Origin of the sequence: Streptomyces sp. NPDC058619 (assembly GCF_042717785.1) — a bacterium.
Lineage (GTDB): Bacteria > Actinomycetota > Actinomycetes > Streptomycetales > Streptomycetaceae > Streptomyces.
Genome location: NZ_JBHXQN010000013.1, coordinates 108,637 through 123,510 on the forward strand (window position 1 = coordinate 108,637; position 14,874 = coordinate 123,510).

Below are 14,874 nucleotides of genomic sequence, written 5' to 3' on the forward strand. Positions count from 1 at the left end.
ACAAGACCGCGACCGCCCCGGCTTGCCCAGTCCCTTCGCAGAAACAGGAGCACCCCCAGCATGACACCAACCCCCACCCCCGCGCTGCTGCATGCCGCCCTGGCCGCCGCAGAACGCGGCTGGCCCGTCTTCCCGCTCCGCCCCGGAGACAAGCGGCCCGCCGGGCACCCCGAACGCAACTGCCCCCGCACCGGCCGCTGCACGGACGGCCACCGCACCCCCGAACAGCGCGCCACCCTCGACCCCGGCCAGATCACCGCCTGCTGGCAGGCGGCCCCCTACAACGTCGGCATCGCCACCGGCCCCGCCGGACTCCTGGTCGTGGACCTCGACATCCCCAAGGCCGAGGACGGACCCGCGCCGGCCGAATGGGCGGGGGCGACCGATGGCCTGGACGTGTTCGCGATGATCTGCGAGCGCGCGGGTGAGCGGCTGCCAACTGAGACGTTCACGGTGCGCACCCGCCGTGGCGGACAGCACCTGTACTTCACCGCCCCCGCAGAAAAGCAGCTACGTGGGAGCGCAGGGCGGTTGGGGTGGAGGGTCGACACGCGAGCCTGGGGCGGGTACGTGGTCGCGGCCGGCAGCACCGTGGGTACCGGCTCGTACGAGATCATTCACGAAGCGCCCCCGGCCCCCCTCCCCACGTGGCTCGGTGACCTGCTCATCACCCCGCCCGCACCCGCCCCCGTCCCCGTGGCCGTTCTCCGCGCCCGCATCGGGAAGGGCGACCGGTACGCGACAGCCGCCCTGAACGGCGAAGTCGCCAAGGTCACGGCCGCCGCCACCGGCACCCAGAACACGACGCTCTACAACGCGGCCTACGCCCTCGGCCGCCTCGTTGCCGTGGGGACCCTCACCGAGCACGAGGTGACCGACGCGCTCACCGAAGCGGCTCTGCCCAAGGGACTCGCACCCTCCCGGATCGCAGCCAGCATCCGCGACGGCATCCACCGCAGCGCCCGCAATGCCATGGGCGGGGCGGCATGACCGTGCAGCCCACAGAAGGCGACCTGTGGGCGGGAATGAATACGAGCGGTGAGCCCGTGCCCGCGGACGCGGCGTGGGAGGAGCCGATCCCGCTCAGCGGGCGCCGCGAGCTACCCCCTTTCCCCGCGCACGTCTTCCCGGAATGGCTCTGCGCGTTCGTCAGGGCCGTCGCCGAGGAGACGCAGACCCCCATCGACCTGCCCGGGTCCATCGCCCTGTCGGTGCTCGCGGCGGCGGCCGGCGGTCGGTCGGTCGTCCACGTGCGGGGAAGCTGGCGGGAGCCAACCAATCTGTACGTGGTGTGCGCCCTGCCCCCGGCCAATCGCAAGTCCGCCGTCTTCTCCCTGCTGACGGATCCGCTGTACGAGGCGGAGAAGAAGCTTCAGGTGACCATGGCCCCGGCCATCGTGGAAGCGGCGATGACTGCCCGGCTGGCGAAGGAGGCAGCTGACAACGCCGCCGCCAAGGCTGTGAAGGCCGAGGGCGGGAAGCGGGAAGAGCTGATCGCCGAGGCGATCGGGCTGGCGCAGACAGCCGAATCGGTGGCCGTGCCGGTCGAACCCCTGCTGCTCGCCGACGACTCCACCTCCGAGACGGTCACCTCGCTGATCGCGGAGCAGGGCGGCAGGCTCGCCGTGATGTCGGCCGAGGGCGGGATCTTCGACATCATCGCCGGACGCTACTCCGGGGCCCCCAACATGGAGGTCTTCCTCAAGGGCCATGCCGGAGACCGGCTCCGGGTCAACCGGCAGACCCGCCGCGAGTACATCGACCGCCCGGCCCTGACCATCGGGCTGGCCGTTCAACCAGACGTGCTTCGCGACATCACGAGGGTCAAAGGCTTCGACGGGCGCGGCCTGCTGGCCCGGTTCCTGTACTCGATGCCCCGCTCGCTGGTCGGTGAGCGCGAGGTCATCACGGACCAGATCCCCGAAGACATCGCTGCCACCTACGCCGGTAACGTCCTGGCGCTCACCCTCTGGTTGGCCGAGTGGACCGACCCCGCCGTCATCCAGCTCAGCCCTGAGGCGGACAAAGCACTGATCACCTACCAGCAACGGGTGGAACCGCAGCTCGCCGCCCGCGGCGGCGCACTGGGGCACATCGCCAACTGGGCGGGGAAACTCGCGGGCGCTGTAGCCCGCATGGCCGCCCTGCTGCACCTGGCCGAGCACCTGGAGGGCGGGCATACCAAGCCGGTCTCCGAGGCCACCATGTCGGCGGCGATCACCCTGGGGGAGTACTTCACCGCCCACGCCCTCGGCGTCTTCGACGTCATGGGCGCCGACCCCACCGTCGGCCGCGCCCGCGCCGTGCTGGAGGCCCTGAGGGGAACCGGCTGGGCGGACGTCAGCCGTCGAGATCTCTTCACCAAGCTGTCCCGATCCGAGTTCCCCAACGTTGCCGACCTCGAACCGGCGACCGCGCTGTTGGAAGAGCACGGCTACCTCCGTGCCTACCAGCCCGAGCGCACCGGAGCGCGGGGCCGGCCGCCAGCGCCCCGCTACCGCGTCCACCCCAACCTGCTGGAGGAAGCCGGATGACGGGGCGCTTCCCTCCCAACCCGCCCGCACAAACCGCACAAAAGCAGAAAGATGCGCACCCTGCCGCTGACCTGCGGGAAATCCCATCACGCCGCCCCGGCAGGGCCCAACCGCACAAATCCCAAGTAATTCCGCAAAAATCCCCGGCCCGCCCCCTGCTGCTGCGGGCCACTGAATATTGCGGATTTTCGCGGATTTCTGCGGAGGGCCCCGCCGCACAAAACCGCACCACAGACATGCAGGTCAGAGGGCCGTACAGGCTTTCTGCGGTTTGTGCGGCGGACATCTGCCCGTACCTGACCGCTCTGCCCCGTGGAGGAACCGTGGCCGCGCCGCGTGACGAGATGCTGACCATCCCGCAGGTGATCGAAGAGATCGGCGTTCCGCGAGCGACGTTCTACCGCTGGCGACAGCTCCGGAAGGGCCCCAAGGCCATCAAGCTTCCGAACGGCGCGGTGCGAATCCGGCGCTCGGACTTTGAGCGCTGGATCGCAACCCTGGAGGAAGCCGCGTGAGCAACCGCAAGACCAAGCAGGTGCCGGGCCCCCGCGATGGCGAGGGCCCGGTTCCGCCGGCCGAGCTCACCCTTACCGCAGATGTCCGAATCTGGAAGATCACCAAGATTTCCAGCAAGTCCGCGCCGTACCAACTGCGCTGGGTCGTGGCCGGGAAGGTGTGCCACGCCAGCTTCGCCACGGTCGCGCTCGCCGATAGCCGCCGCTCAGAGCTGTGGAAGGCGATGACCAAGGGCCAACTGTTCGACGTGGATTCGGGGTTGCCTGAGTCCGAACTCCTCGCGGCGGCCGCGAAGGAGAACGTCAGACCGGATCCCACCTGGTGGGACTTCAGTCGCGAGTACATGGCTGTCCGGTGGAAGACGGCCGCGGCGAAGACCCGCGAGGGACTGGCCGACAGCCTCGCCACGGTGGCCATCGCCATGACGGGCGATGGCGCCAAGGCCCCGACTCCGGAAGAGGTCCGGCTCGCCGTGCGCTGGGCCGTCGTACCGGCGCACGAAGGCGAGGAGCCCCCGCCTGCCCTTGCGGCTCCCTGTGCGTGGCTCTCGCGCCGCTCGCGGCCACTCTCGGACCTCATGGACCCGAGGGTGCTCCGGGACGTCCAGTACCGGCTGGCCTTCAAGCTGGACGACACCCCGGCCGCGGGAGAGACCTACAAACGGCGCCGCCGAGGTTTCAACACCGCCATGGAGTACGCGATCGAGGCGGGTTACCTGGACGCCAACCCGCTCGCCGGTGTCAAGCGAGCCGGGCCTAAGGGCGGCGACGTGGTGGACCCCCGAGTGCTGGTCAACGCTGTCCAGGGAAGCCAGCTCCTGACCGCCGTCTCCTACGTCGGCTCCGTCCACCGGAACAGGGGGCGGCGGCTGGTCGCCTTCTTCGGCTGCCAGCTCTACGCGGCGATGCGGCCGGCGGAAGCGGTCGGGTTACGCGAGAGGGACTGCTACCTACCGGAGACAGGGTGGGGCATGCTCACGCTCCGGGAGACGCTGCCGGTCTCCGGCAAGAGGTGGACGGACTCCGGGAAGCGCCACGACAAGCGGGGGCTCAAATCGCGCGAGGCCAAAGCGGACCGACCGGTGCCCATCCCACCACTCCTGGTAGCGATGCTCCGCGACCACGTAGCGGAGTTCGGCACGGCCGAGGGCGGCAGGCTCTTCGCTAACGAGCGCGGGGGTGTGCTCGGCACCTCCAGCTACTGGAGGGTCTGGCAGGAAGCGCGACCCTTCGCGCTCCCTCCGGACCGGGCCGCCGCACCGCTCGCGCGCCGGCCGTACGACCTCAGGCACACCTGCATCACCAACTGGCTAAACGCGGGGGTGCCGGTGGCCGAGGTAGCTCGCCGCGCGGGCAACTCACCGGAGGTCATTCACCGGCGCTACGAGGGCTGCATCGACGGCCACGAGGAGCTGAACAACAGGAAGATTGAGGAGGCGATGGGCTGGGGGCCCGGTGTGTGATTATGCCCGCCGCCAGCCCAGTGGCGTAAACAGGTGATGTCAAAGTGGCCGAACAGCTAATTTCTTTGCATGCTCATGCTCTCGATAACTCTGACTTGCCTTGGTGCGGCTTCTTCAGTGCTTGGCGTCTACTGGGGCGCCGTCGACATCGTTCGTAGCTACCGCACCCTGCAGCGGGATCTCGATCAGCTGGAGGCCATCAGTCAGGACCCTGGCATTTCGGATGAGGACAAGACGCCTAGGCGCTACGCGCTCCGGTCACCGACAGGGAATTGGGGGAAGTTGGAGTACTTCGAAGAAAACGCGCAGCTCGCAGCGCTTTCTCTAGTGGTCAACAACCTGAAGTGGCCTGCCCTCCTGACAGCGCTCGGTGTCTTGATCAGCGCCGCGGCCAGTGTGGTCTCACTGTGGGCGTAGCCGCCGTCGGAACCTGACGCGAGCACCGCCGGCCCACACGCTGCTCACACGGGACCTGTGCGTGACAACGACAAAGGCCCGGACTCAGTGGGACTGAGTTCGGGCCTTCATGCTTGGCACTTCAGCTGGTCAACGTGGTGATCGCGTTGTTCCGGCTGGAGTGCCCCCGGCAGGATTCGAACCTGCGCACACGGCTCCGGAGGCCGTTGCTCTATCCCCTGAGCTACGGGGGCGCGTCCGCCGACTTGCGGCGACGGGTTGAACACTACCAGCTTCCCCGGGGTGATCAGGAACCTATTCGGCGGCGGGAGGAGGGGTGCGTCGCCCGGTGGGGTGGAAGTGGCGAAAGCCCGGACGCGGGGGCCCCGGCGGACCTACTCTCGAGTTGTGCCAGGCGTCTCGGGCCGGGTGCTTGTTGTCGATGACAACAAGGTCATCCGGCAGCTGATCAAGGTCAATCTCGAGCTGGAGGGCTTCGAGGTCGTGACCGCGAACGATGGTGCCGAGTGCATGGACGTCGTGCACCGCGTGTGTCCTGATGTGATCACGCTCGATGTGGTCATGCCGCGGCTCGACGGGTTCGGGGCCGTCGCCCAGTTGCGGGCCGATCCGCGGACGCGGCACCTGCCCGTCGCCATCGTCAGCGCCTGTACGCAGTACGAGGTCGAGGCCGGCATCGTCGCCGGGGTGGACGCCTTCGTCGCCAAGCCCTTCGAGCCCGCCGAGCTGGTGCGGGTCGTGCGGCGGCTGGTCGAGCGCAAGGACCGGCGCGACGGGAGGAAAGGGGCCCCCGCCGGGAGGGGCAGGGGGTAGTTCCCCGTGACGGCCGGGCCGCCCGCGAGCGGCACCTGTTCACATGGCGAAACCCTTGGCGTGACGCCGGGGTGTCTCCCCTAGGCTGGGTCCCGTGAACCCCGCCGACCTCCCCCGTACCGTCGCGCACGCCGTGCGCTGCGCCGTCGAGGACGGGGAGCTGGGCGGGGTCCCGCCCGAGCGGGTGGTCGTCGAGCGGACGCGGCCCGGGGGAGTGGGGGAGTACGCCTCGCCCGTCGCCTTCCAGATCGCGAAGGGCGCCCGGATGCGCCCCGCCGACGTCGCGGCCGTACTGGCCCGCCGGCTGGGTGGTGTCCCCGGGATCGAGCGCGTCGAGGTCACCGGCCCCGGGTTCGTGAACTTCGTACTGCCGGCCCTCTCCGCCCCCCGGGTCATCGACTCCGCAGCCGCAGCCGCAGCCGCAGCCACAGCCGTGTCCGCGCCGCCCCCCACCCCGCCCGCCGCCGCCCCCGGGACGGCCGGGCTGCGTGAGCGGGCCGTGCGCGAGGCCGTCGTACGGATCCTGCACACCCAGGGCCCGCCGCCCTACGACGCACCAGGCACCCCCGCCGCGCCCCTCGCCCAGCGGGACGGCGACGTCCTCGCCCGGTACGGGGCCGACGCCGCGCTCTGGGCCGTGCTCGCCGTCCCGGCCCGCGAGACGCCCGCGTTCTCCGACCGGCTCCTCGTCCAGGGCGAGGACAGCGAGTTCTTCCGGGTGCGGTACGCCCACTCCCGCAGCCGCGCCCTCCTGCGCAACGCCCGTGACCTGGGCTTCGGCCCCGCCGTCGGGGAGGTGGACGACGCCCCCGCGCTGCTGCGCGTGCTCGCCGACCACCCGCTGGTCCTCGAAGCCGCCGCGCACCACCGGGCGCCCGAACGCCTCGTCCGGCACCTCGTCGAGCTGGCCGACGCGTTCCTCGACTTCCAGTACCGCGTCCTGCCCCAGGGGGACGAGAAACCCTCGGCCGCCCACCGCGCCCGGCTGGCCCTCGCCGAAGCCGCCGGGACGGTGCTGGCCGGCGGCCTGGCCCTGCTCGGCATCGACGCACCCGAACGCCTGTGACCCGCGAAGAGAGATACCGATGAGCCGTTCCGCGCACCCCGCCGGGCCCCGCCACGCCGACGTCATGCCCGAAGGGCACTACTCCCCGCCCGCAGCCGACCTCAACGTCCTCGACGAGAAGGTCTGGGCCCGGACCGTCCACCGCAACGCGGACGGGGTCGCCGTCGTCGGCGGGATCGAAGTGACCAGGCTCGCCGAGGAGTTCGGGACCCCCGCCTACTTCCTCGACGAGGAGGACTTCCGCGCGCGCTGCCGCGCCTGGGCCCTCGCGTTCGGCAAGGACGCCGACGTCTTCTACGCGGGCAAGGCGTTCCTCTCCAAGGCCGTCGTGAAGTGGCTGGGGGAAGAGGGGCTCAACCTCGACGTCTGCTCGGGCGGCGAGCTGGCCACCGCCCTCGCCGCCGGCATGCCCGCCGCGCGCATCGCGCTCCACGGCAACAACAAGTCCGTCGCCGAGATCACGCGTGCCATCGAGGCCGGTGTGGGCCGCATCGTCCTCGACTCCTTCCAGGAGATCGCCCGCGTCGCGCACATCGCCCGCGAGCTCGGCGTACGCCAGCCCGTGCAGATCCGCGTCACCGTCGGCGTTGAGGCGCACACCCACGAGTTCATCGCGACCGCGCACGAGGACCAGAAGTTCGGCATCGCCGTGGGCGACGGGTCCGCCGCGGAGGCCGTCCGGCGCACGCTGGGCCACGACAGCCTGGAGCTGCTCGGCCTCCACTCCCACATCGGCTCGCAGATCTTCGACATGGCCGGCTTCGAGGTCTCCGCCAAGCGCGTCGTGCGGCTGCTTGCCGCCGTACGCGACGAGCACGGCGTCCAGCTCCCCGAGATCGACCTCGGCGGCGGGCTCGGCATCGCGTACACCCCCGCGGACGACCCCGCCGAGCCGCACGACATCGCCAAGGCCCTCCACGAGATCGTGGCGCGCGAGTGCGAGGGCGCCGGCCTGCGCGCCCCGCGGATCTCCGTCGAGCCCGGCCGGGCCATCGTCGGCCCGACCGCCTTCACCCTCTACGAGGTCGGCACGATCAAGCCGCTGGAGGGCCTGCGGACGTACGTCTCCGTCGACGGCGGCATGTCCGACAACATCCGGACGGCCCTGTACGACGCCGAATACTCCATCGCGCTCGTCTCCCGCACCTCCGACGCCGAGCCCATGCTCGTCCGCGTCGTCGGCAAGCACTGCGAGAGCGGGGACATCGTCGTCAAGGACGCGTTCCTGCCGGCCGACCTGGCCCCCGGCGACCTCCTCGCCGTCCCCGCGACCGGCGCGTACTGCCGCTCGATGGCCAGCAACTACAACCACGCGCTGCGTCCGCCGGTCGTCGCCGTGCGTGACGGAGCGGCCCGGGTGATCGTCCGCCGGGAGACGGAGGAAGATCTCCTGCGACTCGACCTCGGATGATGAAATCGGTGTCTCACTCAATGGACCGAGGATGGAAAGTGCTGTCCATTGAGTGAGACTGGTTCACGACCGCCGTGCAATCCGCGCGCGGTTTCATGCTGGAAGATCGAAAGGCGTAGGTCGAATGATGCGTACGCGTCCGCTGAAGGTGGCGCTGCTGGGCTGTGGAGTGGTCGGCTCAGAGGTGGCGCGCATCATGACGACGCACGCCGACGACCTCACGCAGAGGATCGGCGCGCCCGTCGAGCTCGTGGGCGTGGCCGTACGCCGCCCCTCGAAGGTGCGCGAGGGCATCGACCCCGCGCTGATCACCACGGACGCGACCGCCCTGCTCAAACGCGGTGACATCGACGTGGTCGTCGAGGTCATCGGCGGCATCGAGCCGGCCCGCACCCTCATCACCACCGCCTTCGAGAACGGCGCGTCCGTCGTCTCCGCGAACAAGGCGCTGCTGGCCCAGGACGGTGCCGCGCTGCACGCCGCCGCCGAGCAGCACGGCCGGGACCTCTACTACGAGGCCGCCGTCGCCGGCGCCATCCCGCTGGTCCGCCCGATGCGCGAGTCCCTCGCCGGCGACAAGATCAACCGCGTGATGGGCATCGTCAACGGCACGACGAACTTCATCCTCGACAAGATGGACTCCACCGGCGCCGGCTACCAGGAGGCCCTCGACGAGGCCACCGCCCTGGGGTACGCCGAGGCCGACCCGACCGCCGACGTGGAGGGCTACGACGCCGCCGCCAAGGCCGCGATCCTCGCCGGCATCGCGTTCCACACCCGGGTCCGCCTCGACGACGTGTACCGCGAGGGCATGACCGAGGTCAGCGCCTCCGACTTCGCCTCGGCCAAGCGGATGGGCTGCACCATCAAGCTCCTGGCGATCCTGGAGCGGGCCGCCGACGGCGCGTCCGTCACCGCCCGCGTCCACCCCGCGATGATCCCGCTCACGCACCCGCTGGCCTCCGTCCGCGAGGCGTACAACGCGGTGTTCGTCGAGGCCGAGGCCGCCGGGCGGCTCATGTTCTACGGGCCCGGCGCGGGCGGCGCGCCGACCGCGTCCGCGGTCTTGGGCGACCTCGTCGCCGTCTGCCGCAACAAGCTCGCCGAGGCGACGGGGCCGGGTGAGTCGGCGTACACCCAGCTGCCGGTCAGTGCCATGGGCGAGGTCGTCACCCGCTACCACATCAGCCTCGACGTGGCGGACAAGCCGGGCGTCCTCGCCCAGGTGGCGACCACCTTCGCCGAGCACGGCGTGTCGATCGACACGGTACGACAGCAAGGACGTCCGGACGGGGTCGGCAATGAGGCCTCCCTCGTCGTCGTCACCCACCGTGCGCCCGACGCCGCCCTCTCCGGGACCGTCGAGGCGCTGCGGAAGCTGGACACCGTCCGCGGTGTCGCCAGCATCATGCGTGTAGAAGGGGAGTAAGGACCCATGAGCAGCAATCCCACCCACCAGTGGCGCGGCATCATCGAGGAGTACCGGGACCGCCTGCCGGTGACGGACAAGACTCCCGTGGTCACACTCCGCGAAGGCGGCACCCCGCTGGTCCCCGCGCAGGTGCTCTCCGAGCGCACGGGCTGCGAGGTGCACCTCAAGGTCGAGGGGGCGAACCCCACCGGGTCCTTCAAGGACCGCGGCATGACCATGGCGATCACCCGGGCCAAGGAGGAGGGCGCCAAGGCGGTCATCTGCGCCTCCACCGGCAACACCTCGGCCTCCGCCGCCGCCTACGCGGTGCGCGCCGGAATGGTCTGCGCGGTGCTCGTGCCCCGCGGCAAGATCGCGCTGGGCAAGATGGGCCAGGCCCTGGTCCACGGCGCCAAGATCCTCCAGGTGGACGGCAACTTCGACGACTGCCTCGACCTGGCCCGCGCACTGTCCGACAACTACCCGGTGGCGCTGGTCAATTCGGTCAACCCGGTCCGCATCGAGGGTCAGAAGACGGCCGCGTTCGAGATCGTGGACGCGCTCGGCGACGCCCCCGACATCCACGTCCTGCCCGTCGGGAACGCCGGCAACATCACGGCGTACTGGAGGGGCTTCAAGGAGTACAAGGCCGACGGCCTCGCCTCCCGCACCCCCCGCGTGTGGGGTTTCCAGGCCTCCGGCTCCGCGCCCATCGTGCGCGGCGAGGTCGTCAAGGAGCCGCACACCATCGCCACCGCGATCCGCATCGGCAACCCGGCCTCCTGGGACTACGCGCTCGCCGCGCGCGACGAGTCGGGCGGCTTCATCGACGAGGTGACGGACCGTCAGATTCTGGCCGCGTACCGGCTGTTGGCCTCCCAGGAGGGCGTCTTCGTCGAGCCCGCTTCGGCCGCTTCCGTGGCCGGCCTGATCAAGGCCGCCGAGCTGGGCCTGGTCGACCCCGGCCAGAAGATCGTGTGCACCGTCACCGGCAACGGCCTGAAGGACCCCGACTGGGCCGTCGCCGGCGCCCCGCAGCCCGTCACCATTCCGGTGGACGCCGAGGCCGCGGCCATCCGCCTCGGTCTCGTCTGAGGCTCGGCCCGAGAGCCGGGTTCCGGGGGTCCCCGCGACCCCCGGAACCCGGCAACTCACCCCGTACGACGTCATAACCGCCGCCGGAGTTCGCGACACGCATCGTGCGCCTCCTGTGCGCCCTATGTCGCGGGGGAACCTTCCTTCGATACGCTGTACCCACATCCGCCACCGCGCATATGACGTGCGGTGCTGCCCCGGGGGCCTTCGGGTGTCGTACGTTCTGCAGTACATTCGCAGCGAGCCAGCGTAGATCTCGCACAGTCACAAGGAGTGTCATCGGACGATGGCCGGTCCAGCGTTCCGCGCCGCCGCCGTACGGGTGCGCGTTCCCGCCAGCAGTGCCAACCTCGGCCCGGGCTTCGACGCCCTGGGCCTGGCCCTGGGGCTCTACGACGACGTCGTCGTCCGGGTGGCCGATTCCGGCCTGAACATCGACATCGCGGGCGAGGGAGCCGACACCCTCCCGCGGGACGAGCGCCACCTGCTCGTACGCTCCATGCGCACCGCCTTCGACCTGCTGGGCGGGCAGCCGCGCGGCCTCGAGGTCGTCTGCGCCAACCGCATCCCGCACGGGCGCGGCCTCGGGTCCTCCTCCGCCGCGATCTGCGCCGGCATCGTCGCCGCCCGCGCCGTGACCATAGGCGGCGAGGCCAAGCTCGACGACGCGGCCCTGCTGGAGCTCGCGACCGAGATCGAGGGCCACCCCGACAACGTCGCCGCCTGTCTGCTCGGCGGCTTCACCCTGGCGTGGATGGACGGGGGCAGTGCCAAGGCGATCCGTATGGAGCCCGCCGATTCCATCGTTCCGGTGGTCTTCGTCCCCTCCAAGCCGGTTCTGACCGAGACCGCGCGCGGCCTGCTGCCGCGCACCGTCCCGCACGTGGACGCGGCCGCCAACGCGGGTCGTGCGGCCCTGCTCGTGGAGGCCCTGACCAGGCGTCCCGAGTTCCTGCTGCCGGCCACCGAGGACCGTCTCCACCAGGACTACCGGTCCCCGGCGATGCCCGAGAGCGTGGCGCTCGTCGCCCGGCTGAGGGCGGACGGCATCCCCGCGGTGATCTCCGGCGCGGGGCCCACGGTCCTCGCGCTGGTCGACAACGGTGCGGCCGACAAGGTCGCGCAGCTCGCGGGCGAGGGGTGGGCCGCGAACCGGCTCGCCCTCGACGCCGCGGGCGCCAGCGTGCTGCCCCTGGGCACCCAGGGAGGCTAGGCCGCGTCCGCGCAGACGCGGCCGGTCAGGGGCGGGCGGCCGGGGCAGGCCGCCCGCGCCGAAGGGCGCTGTTGCCGGTGATTGAGAGGGGGAATGTCTGTTGGATCCGGTAGTGTTAGTCTCAAGTGAGCATCCGAAGCCGCCATGGCTCGGTGCTCAGTGTCCCCATTCGGGACCACCTTTCCTCCGGGAGCCTCCCCGACTGCTTTGATCACTTCCAGCAGTTTCGAGCACGCTCCGGAATCGGCGTGACATTCCCACGCTTCCAGCTCGGGGGCTTCTCGCCGGAACACCCACGCACTTGCACGTTTCTCTCCGCCGTATCTCTCTCGGCGGACCACCGCCCCGGCACGGTCCACACCTAGGACTGCTGTCGGACAGCACAACCGGTCGCCGAGCCAGACAGGCCGACGTCCGCTCCAGGGAAGGACCCTTCGTGAGCGACACCACCGATCTGATGGGCGCTGCCGACACCTCTGTCGACGCCAGTGCCCCCGCCGCGGGCGCCGCTACCAAGCGCCGCCGCACCGGCACCGGCCTTGACGGCATGGTTCTGGCCGAGCTGCAGCAGGTCGCGTCGGGCCTCGGTATCAGGGGCACCGCGCGGATGCGCAAGAGCCAGCTGATCGAGGTCATCAAGGAGGCGCAGGCGGGCGGCAGTGCCCCCAAGGCCGCGCCCTCCGCGGCGGCGGGCGCCGCCGACACCGCCGAGGCCAAGCCGAAGCGCCGTGCCACCAGCAAGGCCCGTACGGGTGAGGCCGCCGCCGAGGCGCCCGCCGAGAAGCCCGCCGCCGCGCAGGCCCAGATCGAGATCCCGGGCCAGCCCGCGGGGGGCCCCTCCCGCGCGAGCGAAGCCGAGCGCGGGGGAGAGGACGCCCCGGCCGGCGAGCGACGCCGCCGCCGGGCCACGGCCCCCTCCGGCAGCCCGGAGTCCTCGGCTCCCTCCGCCGTACAGGTCGAGCAGAAGACCGAGGCCCCCGCGGCCGAGGCCGCTCCGCAGGCCGAGGCCGACGCCAGGGCGGATGCGGCCACCGCCGTCTCCGCGCAGGGTCAGGACGGCGAGGGCCGCGGCCGACGCGAGCGCCGGGACCGCGGCAACGACCGCGGTGACCGTGCCGAGCGCCAGCGCGACCGCCGCGACCGCGGTGCCAAGGCCGACGACCAGGGCCAGGGCGGCCAGGGCCAGGGCGGACAGGGCCAGGGTGCCCAGGGCGGCCGTCAGGACCGTACCGACCGCGCCGACCGTACCGACCGCGCCGACCGCCAGCAGCAGGGCGGCCGGGGCCAGGGCCAGGGCGGCCAGGGTCAGAACCAGGGCCAGCAGGGCCGTCAGGACCGTCAGGACAACGGCCCGCAGGACGACTTCGACGGTGAGGACGGCCGTCGCGGCCGGCGCGGCCGCTACCGCGACCGCCGTGGCCGTCGCGGCCGCGACGAGTTCGCCCCGAGCGAGCCGCAGGTCGCCGACGACGACGTCCTGATCCCCGTCGCGGGCATCCTCGACATCCTCGACAACTACGCGTTCATCCGGACCTCGGGCTACCTGCCCGGCCCCAACGACGTGTACGTCTCCCTCGCGCAGGTCCGCAAGGCCGGGCTCCGCAAGGGCGACCACACCACCGGTGCCGTGCGCCAGCCCAAGGACGGCGAGCGCCGCGAGAAGTTCAACGCCCTCGTGCGTCTGGACTCGGTGAACGGCATGGCGCCCGAATCAGGCCGCGGACGCCCGGAGTTCCAGAAGCTGACCCCGCTGTACCCCCAGGACCGGCTCCGTCTGGAGACCGACCCGGGCGTGCTGACGACCCGCATCATCGACCTCGTGTCGCCGATCGGAAAGGGCCAGCGAGGCCTGATCGTGGCCCCGCCGAAGACCGGCAAGACCATGATCATGCAGGCGATCGCCAACGCGATCACCGTCAACAACCCCGAGTGCCACCTGATGGTCGTCCTGGTCGACGAGCGTCCGGAAGAGGTCACCGACATGCAGCGGTCGGTCAAGGGCGAGGTCATCTCATCGACCTTCGACCGCCCGGCCGAGGACCACACCACCGTCGCCGAGCTGGCCATCGAGCGCGCCAAGCGCCTCGTCGAGCTGGGTCACGACGTGGTCGTCCTGCTGGACTCCATCACCCGTCTGGGCCGCGCGTACAACCTCGCGGCGCCCGCCTCCGGCCGCATCCTGTCCGGTGGTGTCGACTCGACCGCGCTGTACCCGCCGAAGCGCTTCTTCGGTGCCGCGCGCAACATCGAGGACGGCGGCTCGCTGACCATCCTGGCCACCGCGCTGGTCGACACCGGCTCGCGCATGGACGAGGTGATCTTCGAGGAGTTCAAGGGCACCGGCAACATGGAGCTCAAGCTCGACCGGAAGCTCGCCGACAAGCGCATCTTCCCGGCTGTCGACGTCGACCCGTCGGGCACCCGCAAGGAGGAGATCCTCCTCAACGCGGAGGAGCTCGCCATCGTCTGGAAGCTGCGCCGGGTGCTGCACGCGCTCGACTCGCAGCAGGCGATCGAGCTGCTGCTCGACAAGATGAAGCAGACGAAGTCGAACGCCGAGTTCCTGATGCAGATCGCGAAGACGACCCCGTCGGGCAAGAACGACGACTGATCGCCCCCGGCCACGGCCGGAGGAGTCCCGTCCCGCGTGACCACAGCCGCCCCCGCCGCACCCGCGGCGGGGGCGGCTGTGCGTCGTCCTGTCCGCATTGCGACCTTCGCCACATTGTGAATCCGCTTGAACCCGGGGCTTCCGGGCCGCGTTCCCGGGTAAAAGCCCAGGTGGGTGCGGCAGGGCGCACCGCGAGAGTCCCGCGGCGCCCCGCACGGCGCGGACCGGGAGGGCCCCTGGGCCGTGGAACCCTGGGCGGCGTTCGTCCGTCTGTGTCAGGAGACCGCAGGCCGGAGACGGACCACAGGGGGCCGGTGACCGGACT

General features: G+C 71.1%; 12 protein-coding genes and 1 tRNA gene. 12 read left to right on the plus strand and 1 reads right to left on the minus strand.

Annotated features, from left to right (window positions below):
- Positions 1-60 precede the first annotated feature (60 nt).
- The 5 genes from ACFWTC_RS15735 (at position 61) to ACFWTC_RS15755 (ending at position 4,929) form a co-directional block, all read left to right on the plus strand.
- Positions 61-990 (plus strand): bifunctional DNA primase/polymerase, encoded by a 930-nt coding sequence (locus tag ACFWTC_RS15735; protein WP_384026762.1) that lies wholly within the window; start codon positions 61-63, stop codon positions 988-990.
- A complete protein-coding gene (locus ACFWTC_RS15740) occupies positions 987-2,534 on the plus strand; it encodes a YfjI family protein (RefSeq protein ID WP_384026759.1) in 1,548 nt (515 codons plus the stop codon). The genes ACFWTC_RS15735 and ACFWTC_RS15740 overlap by 4 nt, the downstream gene beginning before the upstream one ends.
- Positions 2,535-2,878: 344 nt before the next feature.
- The gene (locus ACFWTC_RS15745; RefSeq protein ID WP_384026957.1) at positions 2,879-3,049 is read left to right on the plus strand and encodes a helix-turn-helix transcriptional regulator; all 171 of its coding nucleotides are present in this window, start codon (positions 2,879-2,881) and stop codon (positions 3,047-3,049) included.
- Between the two features lie 20 nt (positions 3,050-3,069).
- Entirely contained in the window at positions 3,070-4,512 is a 1,443-nt protein-coding gene (locus tag ACFWTC_RS15750) for a tyrosine-type recombinase/integrase (RefSeq protein WP_384026955.1), read from the plus strand.
- 69 nt (positions 4,513-4,581) lie between these two features.
- Complete coding sequence (locus tag ACFWTC_RS15755; protein ID WP_384026757.1) at positions 4,582-4,929, plus strand: hypothetical protein; 348 nt, start codon at positions 4,582-4,584, stop codon at positions 4,927-4,929.
- Between the two features lie 161 nt (positions 4,930-5,090).
- Here the strand turns inward: ACFWTC_RS15755 and ACFWTC_RS15760 are convergent.
- Positions 5,091-5,162, minus strand: a tRNA-Arg gene (locus tag ACFWTC_RS15760).
- Positions 5,163-5,268: 106 nt separating this feature from the next.
- Here ACFWTC_RS15760 and ACFWTC_RS15765 point away from each other — a divergent pair.
- The 7 genes from ACFWTC_RS15765 (at position 5,269) to rho (ending at position 14,549) form a co-directional block, all read left to right on the plus strand.
- Positions 5,269-5,742: a PleD family two-component system response regulator gene (locus ACFWTC_RS15765; protein WP_383917392.1), complete on the plus strand. Its 474-nt coding sequence runs from the start codon at positions 5,269-5,271 to the stop codon at positions 5,740-5,742.
- A 94-nt stretch (positions 5,743-5,836) separates the two neighbouring features.
- A complete protein-coding gene (gene nrtL, locus ACFWTC_RS15770) occupies positions 5,837-6,808 on the plus strand; it encodes an ArgS-related anticodon-binding protein NrtL (RefSeq protein ID WP_383917389.1) in 972 nt (323 codons plus the stop codon).
- Positions 6,809-6,827: 19 nt separating this feature from the next.
- Positions 6,828-8,219, plus strand: coding sequence for a diaminopimelate decarboxylase (lysA, locus tag ACFWTC_RS15775; RefSeq protein WP_383917386.1), 1,392 nt, complete (start codon positions 6,828-6,830; stop codon positions 8,217-8,219).
- A 127-nt stretch (positions 8,220-8,346) separates the two neighbouring features.
- The gene (locus tag ACFWTC_RS15780) at positions 8,347-9,648 is read left to right on the plus strand and encodes a homoserine dehydrogenase (protein WP_383917533.1); all 1,302 of its coding nucleotides are present in this window, start codon (positions 8,347-8,349) and stop codon (positions 9,646-9,648) included.
- Positions 9,649-9,654: 6 nt separating this feature from the next.
- Complete coding sequence (gene thrC / locus ACFWTC_RS15785; protein WP_383917383.1) at positions 9,655-10,725, plus strand: threonine synthase; 1,071 nt, start codon at positions 9,655-9,657, stop codon at positions 10,723-10,725.
- A 286-nt stretch (positions 10,726-11,011) separates the two neighbouring features.
- Positions 11,012-11,938: a homoserine kinase gene (thrB, locus tag ACFWTC_RS15790; RefSeq protein ID WP_383917380.1), complete on the plus strand. Its 927-nt coding sequence runs from the start codon at positions 11,012-11,014 to the stop codon at positions 11,936-11,938.
- Between the two features lie 436 nt (positions 11,939-12,374).
- Positions 12,375-14,549, plus strand: a complete 2,175-nt coding sequence (gene rho, locus ACFWTC_RS15795) for a transcription termination factor Rho (protein ID WP_383917377.1) — start codon at positions 12,375-12,377, stop codon at positions 14,547-14,549.
- Positions 14,550-14,874: the final 325 nt, after the last annotated feature.

Coding starts and splice junctions, on each gene's coding strand:
- ACFWTC_RS15735 (WP_384026762.1), top strand. CDS start 61: ATGACACCAACCCCCACCCCCGCGCTGCTGCATGCCGCCCTGGCCGCC.
- ACFWTC_RS15740 (WP_384026759.1), top strand. CDS start 987: ATGACCGTGCAGCCCACAGAAGGCGACCTGTGGGCGGGAATGAATACG.
- ACFWTC_RS15745 (WP_384026957.1), top strand. CDS start 2,879: ATGCTGACCATCCCGCAGGTGATCGAAGAGATCGGCGTTCCGCGAGCG.
- ACFWTC_RS15755 (WP_384026757.1), top strand. CDS start 4,582: ATGCTCATGCTCTCGATAACTCTGACTTGCCTTGGTGCGGCTTCTTCA.
- lysA (WP_383917386.1), top strand. CDS start 6,828: ATGAGCCGTTCCGCGCACCCCGCCGGGCCCCGCCACGCCGACGTCATG.
- ACFWTC_RS15780 (WP_383917533.1), top strand. CDS start 8,347: ATGCGTACGCGTCCGCTGAAGGTGGCGCTGCTGGGCTGTGGAGTGGTC.
- thrC (WP_383917383.1), top strand. CDS start 9,655: ATGAGCAGCAATCCCACCCACCAGTGGCGCGGCATCATCGAGGAGTAC.
- thrB (WP_383917380.1), top strand. CDS start 11,012: ATGGCCGGTCCAGCGTTCCGCGCCGCCGCCGTACGGGTGCGCGTTCCC.